The 6,704-nt window shown below is 66.6% G+C and carries 9 protein-coding genes; 6 read left to right on the top strand and 3 right to left on the bottom strand.

The features are described 5' to 3' along the window. The first annotated feature begins 58 nt into the window (after positions 1-58). The 5 genes from bioB (at position 59) to AC3IMC_RS17025 (ending at position 2,841) form a co-directional block, all read left to right on the top strand. Positions 59-1,060 carry a biotin synthase BioB gene (gene bioB, locus AC3IMC_RS17005; protein WP_490919846.1) on the top strand — a complete coding sequence of 334 codons (1,002 nt, stop codon included), beginning with the start codon at positions 59-61 and terminating at the stop codon, positions 1,058-1,060. After that, complete coding sequence (gene bsaP, locus AC3IMC_RS17010) at positions 1,057-1,302, top strand: biotin synthase auxiliary protein BsaP (protein WP_490919847.1); 246 nt, start codon at positions 1,057-1,059, stop codon at positions 1,300-1,302. The genes bioB and bsaP overlap by 4 nt, the downstream gene beginning before the upstream one ends. A gap of 49 nt (positions 1,303-1,351) precedes the next feature. Further along, the gene (locus tag AC3IMC_RS17015) at positions 1,352-1,786 is read left to right on the top strand and encodes a pyridoxamine 5'-phosphate oxidase family protein (protein ID WP_490919848.1); all 435 of its coding nucleotides are present in this window, start codon (positions 1,352-1,354) and stop codon (positions 1,784-1,786) included. A 19-nt stretch (positions 1,787-1,805) separates the two neighbouring features. Beyond that, a complete protein-coding gene (locus AC3IMC_RS17020; protein ID WP_490919849.1) occupies positions 1,806-2,249 on the top strand; it encodes a very short patch repair endonuclease in 444 nt (147 codons plus the stop codon). Positions 2,250-2,430: 181 nt separating this feature from the next. Beyond that, positions 2,431-2,841 carry an Hpt domain-containing protein gene (locus AC3IMC_RS17025; protein WP_490919850.1) on the top strand — a complete coding sequence of 137 codons (411 nt, stop codon included), beginning with the start codon at positions 2,431-2,433 and terminating at the stop codon, positions 2,839-2,841. On the opposite strand, the gene AC3IMC_RS17030 is transcribed toward AC3IMC_RS17025, so the two are convergent. After that, positions 2,814-3,578: a response regulator transcription factor gene (locus AC3IMC_RS17030; RefSeq protein ID WP_490919851.1), complete on the bottom strand. Its 765-nt coding sequence runs from the start codon at positions 3,576-3,578 to the stop codon at positions 2,814-2,816. The genes AC3IMC_RS17025 and AC3IMC_RS17030 overlap by 28 nt on opposite strands. Positions 3,579-3,670: 92 nt before the next feature. Between AC3IMC_RS17030 and AC3IMC_RS17035 the strand changes: the two genes are divergently transcribed. After that, entirely contained in the window at positions 3,671-5,335 is a 1,665-nt protein-coding gene (locus tag AC3IMC_RS17035; RefSeq protein WP_490919852.1) for a sensor histidine kinase, read from the top strand. Here AC3IMC_RS17035 and AC3IMC_RS17040 read toward each other — a convergent pair. Continuing rightward, positions 5,304-6,566 carry a 5-methylcytosine restriction system specificity protein McrC gene (locus AC3IMC_RS17040; protein WP_490919853.1) on the bottom strand — a complete coding sequence of 421 codons (1,263 nt, stop codon included), beginning with the start codon at positions 6,564-6,566 and terminating at the stop codon, positions 5,304-5,306. The genes AC3IMC_RS17035 and AC3IMC_RS17040 overlap by 32 nt on opposite strands. Continuing rightward, a partial coding sequence (locus AC3IMC_RS17045) for a hypothetical protein (protein ID WP_490919854.1) occupies positions 6,553-6,704 on the bottom strand: 152 nt, incomplete at its 5' end. The genes AC3IMC_RS17040 and AC3IMC_RS17045, both read right to left, overlap by 14 nt.

Here is a 6,704-nt window from a genome sequence, read left to right on the forward strand (position 1 = left end):
GGGACAGCACGGAACTAGCGTCGGGAAGAGCATTTCCTCCCGAGCAGAAGGACCATTGATGACGCAGCACGCAATCTTGGAAACCGCCCGCGGACAGGTCCTGGACCAGGGCATCGGCCTGTCCGAGGCACAACTGGTGGAGGTGCTCCGCCTCCCCGACGAGGCGCTCCCGGCCGCCCTGGAACTGGCCCACCAGGTTCGCCTGCGCCACTGCGGGGAGGATGTGGAAGTGGAGGGCATCATCTCCATCAAGACCGGCGGCTGCCCCGAGGACTGCCACTTCTGCAGCCAGTCAGGCGTGTTCGACAGCCCCGTGCGTGCCGTCTGGCTGGACATCCCGGAGCTGGTCAAAGCCGCAAAAGAAACAGCCGCCAGCGGCGCTACCGAGTTCTGCATCGTCGCAGCAGTACGCGGCCCCGACGTGAGGCTGATGAACCAGATCAAATTCGCGATCGACCGCATCCGGGAAGAAGTGGACATCAATATCGCCTGCTCGCTGGGCATGCTCACCCAGCGGCAGGTGGACCAGCTGGCGGAGTGGGGCGTCCACCGCTACAACCACAACCTGGAAACGGCCCGCAGCTACTTCCCGCAGGTGGTCACCACCCACACCTACGAAGAACGCCTGGACACCTGCGCGATGGTCAAGGCCGCCGGCATGGAACTGTGCTGCGGGGCCCTGGTCGGGATGGGTGAAACACTGGAGCAGCGGGCAGAACTCGCCGCCCAGCTCGCGGCCCTGGAACCGCATGAAGTACCGCTGAACTTCCTCAACCCGAGGCCCGGCACGCCGCTCGAGCACCACCAGGTCATGGATGGAAAGGACGCCCTGCGCGCCATCGCAGCGTTCCGCCTGGCCATGCCGCGTACCGTGCTGCGCTACGCGGGCGGCCGCGAGCTGACCCTCGGCGACCTGGGCACCAGGGACGGACTCCTTGGCGGCATCAACGCCGTGATCGTCGGCAATTACCTCACCACCCTGGGCCGGCCCGCCACCGCCGACCTGGATCTGCTGGTGGACCTCAACATGCCCATCAAGGAACTGCAGAGGACCCTGTGACCAGCCTCGGCCCAAGGCGGGCCGAGGGTCCGTACTGCGGACTCTGCGGCAAGCCCGCTAGGAAGGCAACGGACGACGGCGGCCATCTCCCGCCGTCGAACGCCCACCTTGGGTGCGCCGACCTCCTGGTGCTGGAGCCGCCGCGCTTCTGCGTGTCCTGCGGACGCCGGCAGCAGGTCCAGGTGTCCCCACTGGGGTGGTGGGCCACGTGCTCCCGGCACGGTGTGACGGCCTCCGATTAGGTGCCGAAGGCCCCTAGCGCCTTTCTACTGAAGGTAGAAGAATGGGCCCATGATGTTTGAACACGCGGACGGCAACCCCGTCCTGGAACTCGATGATGAGCAGTCGTGGCGCCTCCTGGCGGCAACCAAGCATGGCCGCCTGGTGGTATCGGTGGCCGGGGAGCCGGACATCTTTCCCGTCAACTACGTGACCTCGAACCGCAAGGTCTACCTGCGCACGGCGCCGGGCAACAAACTGGCACAACTGACCATCAACGCCCAGGTCCTCTTCGAAACCGACGGCATCCTCTCCGAGGAAGCGTGGTCGGTTGTCCTGCGCGGGAGCGCGCGGGTCCTCAGCCACTCGGACGAGTTGGCGGCCGTGGAAGAGCTCGGCCTGAAGACCTGGGTCCCCACCCTCAAGGACTTCTACGTGGAGATCGAACCCAAGTCCGTCAGCGGGCGGCACTTCGTGTTCGGCGAACAGCCGGAACGGGAGATCTAGCCGCTCCTACACTGGAAGGGTGGCTGACAACACCAGTGCGGACAGGCTCACCCCGGAGCAGCGCAGCTGGAACATGTCCCGCATCCGCGGAAAGAACACCAAGCCGGAACTCGTGGTGCGCCGGCTCCTGCATGCCAAGGGGTACCGCTACCGGCTGCACGGCACCAGCGGCGGCAAGCGGCTGCCCGGAAACCCGGACCTCGTTTTCGCCGGCCGGCACAAGGTGATCTTCGTCAACGGCTGCTTCTGGCACTTCCATGACTGCAGGGTGGGCCAGCACGCACCGAAAGCCAACGCGGAGTTCTGGGCCGCGAAACGTGCCCGCACGCGGGAGCGCGACGCCGGCCAGCGGCGCCAGCTGGAAGACGCCGGCTGGGAGGTCCTGACCGTCTGGGAATGCGAACTCAAGGACGGCTCCTCACTGGAGGCACAGCTGGTGCACTTCCTGGAGGCCGGCCCTTAACTGCGCCGAGCCCACAGGGCTGCACCGCCAGGGCCCCAAAAACCGCAGTCTCATCAAGAAACCCACAATTCTCCTTCCCGCCCCGGTTGCGGGGAGGGAACAGCCCTAACCTGAACAGGAACACATACCCCGCCTATCCACCCTGCTCCCCGAGGGTGGGAAACCAGCAGAAAGGAGTGTCATGAGCACCCCGGATGATGCGCCCAGGCCGCTGGTGGACCAGTCTGTTTTGGACCGGCTGCGTGAGGAACTTGATGAGGAAGAGGGGTACAGCCGGGTGTTCGTGGGGAACTTCATCGATTTCCTGCCGAAACGGCTTGACCGGCTCCGGCTGGCCCTGACCACCGGGGACCTGGAGGGTTCCATGGACGCTGTCCTCAGCCTGAAGACCTCCAGCCAAATGGTGGGGGCAGAACGCCTGGCCGGCCTGGCCATGGACCTGGAAACCGAGATCCGGGCCGAGGCCCGGCACGCGGACATGGCTGTGGCCCTGCCGAGGCTGGCCGCCGCGTTCCTGCGGCCGATCACCCTGTGCAGCCGGCAGACCACGCACCGGCTGCAGGCTCAGTGCTGTCCCGGCGCCAAGCGGTAGCCCACCCCGCGGACGGTCTGCAGCCACCGTGGCTGCTGCGGCGAGTCGCCCAGTTTCTTCCGCAGGTTTCCCATGTGCACTTCCACGGAACGCTCGTCGGCCTCGCTGATGTAGCTGCCGACGTCGTAATCCTCGTCGCGGAGCCGGCGCACCAGGTCCGACTTGGTACGCACGGTGCGGCCCGCTTCGAGCAGGGCGTACAGGAGTTCGAACTCTGTGCGGGTCAGGTTCATCTCCTTGCCGTCCACAGTGACGGTGCGGGACGCGTAGCTCAGTTCCAGCCCGTTGTGGCTGAAATTGCCCCGTTCCGGGTGGGCGGAGCCGTCCACTGCGGGATCCATGGCAACGTCACCGGGATCGGGCGCTGACCGCGGCCGCCGCATCATGGCGGCAATCCGGGCACGGAGCTCCCGCGGACGGAAGGGCTTGGTGAGGTAGTCGTCCGCGCCGGATTCAAGCCCGATCAGGGTATCCAGCTCCTCGGTACGCGCCGTCAGCATCACGATGTAGGCGTCCGAAAACTCGCGGATCTGGCGGGATACCTCAAAGCCGTCGATGTCCGGCAGTCCCAGGTCCAGGGTGATGACGTCCGGGTTCAGGGTTTTGGCCAGGAGGACGCCCTCGGCTCCGCCGCTGGCGACGGTCACCTCAAACCCGGCCTGGGTCAGCACCGTGCGAACCAGTTCCCGAATGTCGTGGTCATCCTCGATGACCAGACCCACACGTGCCTCACTCATAGAGCCCCCTCAGCAGCCGACGTCTGAAGTATAACCGGCGGCGGATATCCTGCTGGTATGGCCGCACGCACTCCGACATCCACGCCTCCACGATGAGTAACCCCGTAGCGTGGTCCTCGGGGAGGATGCGGCTTTTCAAGCGCCCTTTCCACGAGTACCGGCTGACGGACCGGGTGGCGATGAGCCAGATGCCCTTGTTCGTGACGAGCCTCCTGACGGCGTTCCTGGTGTGGGCGTTCTTCACCGAGACCATGGAGAACCCGCTGTTCGTTACCTTCCTGGTGTCGCAGCTCGTCCTCATGGCACTGTGCTACCTGGTCCCGTGGGACCGGCTGCCCTATACGAGCTTCCTGGCCATCCCCCTCCTGGATTTCGTCTCCATCGCGCTGGGCAGGGAGGGCGGCCAGGAAAGCCTTTCCGGCATCAGCCTGCTGGCGGTGTTTCCGGTCATCTGGTTGTGCGCATCCGGCTACTACCCCAGGGCTGCCCTGTGGTTCTCCTTCCTGGCACCGCTGGCCATCATCTGGGTCCCGCTGCTCCTCAAGGGCAACTACACCCCACAGGATTTCGCCCGCTCCCTGCTCCTGCCGGTGCTGATGCTCGGCATCGGTGTGTCAGTGAGCGTCCTGACCCTGAGCATGATGCGGCAGCAGAGCGAGCTGGAGGAGAAGGACGAACAGCTCCGGGCCAGCCTGCGCACCAGCAAACGCCAGCAAGAGCTGCTCAACACGGTGCTGGAAACCGTGCACCTGGGCGTGCTCGCGGTGGACGCGGACGGCCACGACATCCTGATGAACCGGAAACAGCGGGCCAACCATGAACTGGCCCGGCCCAAGGACATTGCGGACCCGAATGAATCCCAGCTGCTGGTGTTCGGCGCGGACCGGAGGACACCGATTCCGGTGCAGGAACGGCCCGTCCGCCGGGCGGTCCTGGGTGAAACCTTTACCGACTACCTGGTGTGGCTGGGAGAGGGGAAGGAGCAGCGGGCCCTCGTGACGACGGCGCGTGCCATGAAGGACGGTGAGGGCAACTTCGCCGGATCGGTGATCGTCTTCAGTGATGTGACCGACCTCGTTAACGCCCTCACCGCCAAGGATGACTTCGTCTCCAGCGTTTCGCACGAGTTCCGGACGCCGCTGACCTCCATCCTGGGCTACGTGGAGATCCTGCTGGATGACGAGCCGGAAGAAACGCAGCGCGGTGTGCTGGAGATCATCCGCCGGAATTCCGAACGGCTCCTCACCCTGGTCTCGGACCTGCTGTCCAGCCGCAACGGGCAGCTCATCGTCACGCCGCACACCGTGGACGTTGCGGACCTGGTGCGCGCCAGCGTGTCCTCCGCGATGCCCCGGGCTGCGGCGGCCGGAGTGGTGTTGGAGGCCAGGACGCCCGGGCGGCTGGAAGCCAAGGTGGACAGCGCCAGGATCTCCCAGGTCCTGGACAACCTGGTGTCCAACGCCATCAAGTACTCCCCGGACGGCGGTAACGTTGTGGTGTCCATCGCCCGGGAAGACGGACACCTGGCCTGCCGGGTCAGCGACACCGGGATGGGCATGAGCCCGGAGGACTCCTCGGAGGTCTTCGCCAAGTTCTTCCGCACCAGCAGCGTCCGGCGAACCGCAATTCCCGGCGTGGGCCTGGGCCTGCCGATCAGCAAGGCGATCGTCGAGGCCCATGGCGGGACGATCGGCGTGGAAAGCACCCTGGGCGAAGGGACGACGTTTACGTTCCGCGTGCCAATGTCGCCGTCCTGACTACCTCGCCCCAGGACTGGTGGGCGAGGTCCCGGACGGCGGCCAGGATGTCCGACGGCGGCTGGCTGAGGTCCAGCGGGAATTCCACGATGTCGATATCCGTGTTCAGAATGCGGCGAAGCTTCGTCTCGCCTTTCCCGGCATACACCAGCCAGGCGGTGGGCACGGCGAGCGCCGTGCAGTGGGCAAGCATCTGGTAGTGGTCGGCGGTCAGGGATGCGCCCGCGTCCGTCGCAGCGCGGTATTTGGCGTTGTACGCCACCACCGGCCGTCCGCCGAGCATGTGGACGGCGTCTGGGCGCACCGACAGGCGGTCCGAATCCCGCACGGCTTCGCTCAGCAACGCGTTGTAGCGCAGCCGCAGCTCCCCCGGGTAGGCGGACATCGCCCCACGCAGGGCAGTGCCGACAAAGTCCTCGAACACCTGCGCCATGTCCACCACGAAGGAGGCGGTCTGCTGCCTGCCCTCGCCCGTTTCGGCGGAGGCATTGCGCAGGATCAGCTCGGCCAGCCTCAGCACCGCGTGGTAGCGCAGGTTCATCCGGGTGGCTTTCCACGGCGGAAGCGGGGCGCCGGACGGCAGGCGCGTGACGCCGTCGAGCTTTCCCTTCAGCTGGCGCAGCCGGCCCAGCACCTCCGGGCGAACCCCGGGCACCTGCGCCATCCGCTCCAAGGCGGCGCGCAGGATCCGGTTCTCGGCGATGTCCTCGGTAAATTCGTCGTAGGAAACCTCCAGGGGGACCAGCATGCCGGGGCGGCGGGAGATCTGGTCCGATATGCGGATGCGGCCCTTGACCGTCCGCAGGGATTCGTCCACGGTGAGGTAGCCCTGCAGCACGCCGCGGCCCAGGGCCCGCTCTGCAAGCTGCGCCAGGGATTCGGCCAGGGCGCTCCACAGCTCCCGGTCCTCGTCCGCTGCCACGGTTTCCGGGCGGAACCCCTGCTCCCCCGCGTAGCTGAGGAGAAACAGGAGCCGGCCGAGGCCCAGCCGGTCCTTCGGCCGCACGTCGAGCTGCACGGTGGCCGTCCGCACCGACCCCACCTTGCCCACGGGCTCGATCCGGTACAGCCCCATCCCCATGGGTGAGGCCTTGGCCAGGCCGCTGGAGTTCAGGTAGGCGGCGCTTGGTGCATCCAGCCGTTCGACGAGCCCGCTGGACAGCTCGTCCAGGACCAGGTGCCGCACCGGGCCGGTGGAAGTGCCGGACGCCCGGGGATCAGCGCGCTGCAATGCGTCCCAGCAGCTGGTCCAGCCCGAAGCGTTCCTCCAACTGCGCCCGGGTCAGCTGTCCGTGGTAGTGCTCCTCCAGCAGCGGCATCAGCTCGTACTTCCAGATCCGGCGCAGGCCGGCGGGTGTCTGTGCTGCCG

The sequence above is a fragment of the Arthrobacter sp. E70 genome (genome assembly GCF_058266945.1).

Coding starts and splice junctions, on each gene's coding strand:
- bioB (WP_490919846.1), top strand. CDS start 59: ATGACGCAGCACGCAATCTTGGAAACCGCCCGCGGACAGGTCCTGGAC.
- AC3IMC_RS17015 (WP_490919848.1), top strand. CDS start 1,352: ATGATGTTTGAACACGCGGACGGCAACCCCGTCCTGGAACTCGATGAT.
- AC3IMC_RS17025 (WP_490919850.1), top strand. CDS start 2,431: ATGAGCACCCCGGATGATGCGCCCAGGCCGCTGGTGGACCAGTCTGTT.
- AC3IMC_RS17030 (WP_490919851.1), bottom strand. CDS start 3,578: ATGAGTGAGGCACGTGTGGGTCTGGTCATCGAGGATGACCACGACATT.
- AC3IMC_RS17035 (WP_490919852.1), top strand. CDS start 3,671: ATGAGTAACCCCGTAGCGTGGTCCTCGGGGAGGATGCGGCTTTTCAAG.